This window comes from Succinivibrio sp. (genome assembly GCF_045124615.1).
GTDB classification, from domain to species: Bacteria; Pseudomonadota; Gammaproteobacteria; order Enterobacterales; family Succinivibrionaceae; genus Succinivibrio; species Succinivibrio faecicola.
Genome location: NZ_JBGVMC010000119.1, coordinates 1 through 2,969 on the forward strand (window position 1 = coordinate 1; position 2,969 = coordinate 2,969).

Here is a 2,969-nt window from a genome sequence, read left to right on the forward strand (position 1 = left end):
TATTAAAAAGGGCTTCATGTCTTTTGAGAATATTTGTAATAGGGATTATAGTTTCACCATGACGAATACATTCAAGGGTATCTAAGTCTTTGAATGTCATGTACATAGAATTGTCTTTTAGTTTAACCTTTTGTTTATCAGAAGCTGTTTTATTCCATTCTAAAGTTTTCAACTTTAAGCTGTTGAGAAATTCTGAGGCTAATAGACCTATAAACAGTTTTGCTTTGAATGAGTCTTCTGTTGAAGTGTTCAGTGTGTTTGCATCAACGTGATTTTTGAAATATCTGTACATAACTTCAATTTCATTTCTCTGACGATATCTTGTATAAATATCTTCGCAATCAAATTCACTGGTAGAGGCAAGTACCCAAATACCGCAAGCCTGAATGTATTTGTATGCTTTCTCATTGCATATGTCATATCTGTTGTACTTCTTATTAAGTACTATAATTCCATCATCAATAAGTGTTGCATGTTTATTCTTAAGGCTAGGCATTTCAGGCTTTTTCTTATGCTTTGCAATTGCATTGGCAAGCTTCTGTTTATACTCCTCATATTCGCTGTTAAGTTCAGCTACTTCACTAATTAACTGTTCTTTTGCACTTGTTGCAATTGCAGGATTATAAAAAGCATATAAATATATAGGCTTGTTTACTTTTTTTTGTGCTTTAATGTCGTAATAATTCCAGGAATACTTAAAACGAGAAGCGTAGTTAACTTCTCCGTTTTGTTCAATTTTTACACAGCCATTACCGACAGACATATCGTCAACAACTGAATTTATGAATTTTCTAATTGCAGTTGATTGAGATGTTTTTACATGAGCAATAACATCAATACCGAAATTATAAATAACACTTAAGTTATATACAGACCAGTATCCACGATCGACAATTAGAGTGTAATCTTTACATCCATAGTAAGATAGTTGCTTTACAGAGCCTTCAAGTGTTGCAATATCAGTTGTATGTCCAGAATAGGTACAATGACCAAGTAATGTACCAGTGGTCTGATCAATAAGTGATAGGAAATTGATTATAGGAGTTTCATTTCCACTTTTTGCTTTGCCATAATCAGCACAGTTAATTCTTCTAGAGCTAATATCGATGTTACTGCCATCTAATGCTATGAATTTACGCTTATTCAAGCCATTTTCTTTTTTAGATAAGAAATCAGCTTGCATAATCTCCTGTTTTTTCTTGTAGAAATCAATGATAAGTTGGCTATCTAGAACAGCATATAATCTTTGGATTGAATCTTTGTTGATATTACCGTTGAAAGGGACAATATGATCTCGAATAAAGTATTCAATAGCACCAAGGTGTTTAACTCCTTCATAAATAGAATAAACCAGAACAGTTAATAGGATGTCATACTGAGTTTTAGTGATCTTTCCTGAATCATATAAAGCTTTAAGAGCACGACCAGAAAAGGACTTCTTTAAAGCCTCAACAATAAAATATGATGCACAAATCTTCATGTGGTGAGCTTCAAGTAAGTCATCACTATCAGCAGCATTAAGTGATACAGGATCATTTTCTTTTGATTCAATGTGAATTGTATTTTTTGCTTTTCTGAAAACTTTAAGGTTAATGAATTCAGGATGGGCACGAAGGAACTTAGCATTAAACTCAATTAAACCAATACCACTTTCAGAAGAAATCTTGCCAATACTGGTGATGTTCTTTTTAGAAGTGTTTTTAGTAGTACTGTCATAAACAGGAGTATAGGAATAAACATAAAAGCAACCAGCTTTCTTGCTGAAATTAGCATAAATGTTAGTAAGAACAGAATAAGCAGAACTAAGATCCATAATAAGCCCGAAAATGATTGATATAATGTAAGTATATTCTTACATGATTTTATAAAAAAAGCAAGTGTTTTTTGAAAAAATATCGGAAAAATTTTTATAAATTTCAGAGAGTAAGGTGAATTAATGATATATTTTTAATAGAGAAAAAATAGTGTAAGAACTACGACCGAGATCTTAGGGTTAAAAATCTCTAGTTATTGATTAGCTCTTTCTTGCTCCAGTGCATTTTTCGCAACGTTCAGACTTTCAATCTCTGCCTAATCGCCTCTTGTCGCATAACCGGCAATATAACCAACCGCAAAAGCGACTGCACCTAAAATCAGTGTATTCTTAATGGATAACATTGGGAGACTCCAGAAACAAAAAAAGCCCACATTTCTGTGAGCTTATTTTTGACTTTTTAGACTAAATCTTTATGTCTATACCTGCGTCATTTAAGACCTTCTGCGCAGAAAATCTTGATTTACAGGATTTATGCACTGTAAACGGAACTTTGTTTTTAGGATTAAACCATCTTTCATGCGAGCCTTTTCCGGTTCTTGTAGGATAACATCCATTCTGCTTTAAAATCTCTACAAGGCGCATGTAATAATCATGCTCTCCCATTTAATTCAACACCGGAACTCTCATTGATGCATGAACATTGGAAGTGTCGGATATGTAATCTTCAAGTAATAACTCAACACATTCCTGAATATTCTTTTTTAATTCTTCAAGAGTATCTGCATCAGTATTTATTCCAGGTAGATCTGACCACGCCACATAGTAACATTTAGCCTCGGCGTCATAACCGACACCGACTCTTAATCTTAATGTTACTCCTAGCTTTGCAAACCATTTCCAAAAAGGCTTACCTATTCGATAAGAAAATGACATTGTTACACCTCAACGAGTTATTGCGTGTATATTATCATTTTAGAAGAAAAATAGCTTATCGAATAAGTAAATTTTCTCAGATTGGAACCACTCTGAGGAATCGAACCTCTCCTTACCTACCATAAAAATCTTATGCTCAAAAAAGAAAGCTAACCAATCAAAAGACTGATGAGCATACATCAAACAAACATAAGTTGTAACCGTTAGCTGGTTATTTCCTAAGTGCAAAATATAAAATTTAACTAACTTTTATCCTAAAGTTAGCACTACGTCAAAAAAA

Annotated in this window: 3 protein-coding genes; all 3 read right to left on the minus strand. The window is 33.1% G+C overall.

The window, feature by feature from the left end; genetic code table 11:
- Positions 1–1,813: transposase (locus ACJML3_RS03295; RefSeq protein ID WP_406020594.1), on the minus strand; the 1,813-nt coding region annotated here is incomplete at its 3' end.
- A gap of 405 nt (positions 1,814–2,218) precedes the next feature.
- Positions 2,219–2,419, minus strand: coding sequence for a type II toxin-antitoxin system HicA family toxin (locus ACJML3_RS03300; protein ID WP_331853735.1), 201 nt, complete (start codon positions 2,417–2,419; stop codon positions 2,219–2,221).
- Entirely contained in the window at positions 2,420–2,689 is a 270-nt protein-coding gene (locus ACJML3_RS03305) for a type II toxin-antitoxin system HicB family antitoxin (RefSeq protein ID WP_406020597.1), read from the minus strand. It lies immediately after the preceding gene.
- Between the last annotated feature and the right edge of the window lie 280 nt (positions 2,690–2,969).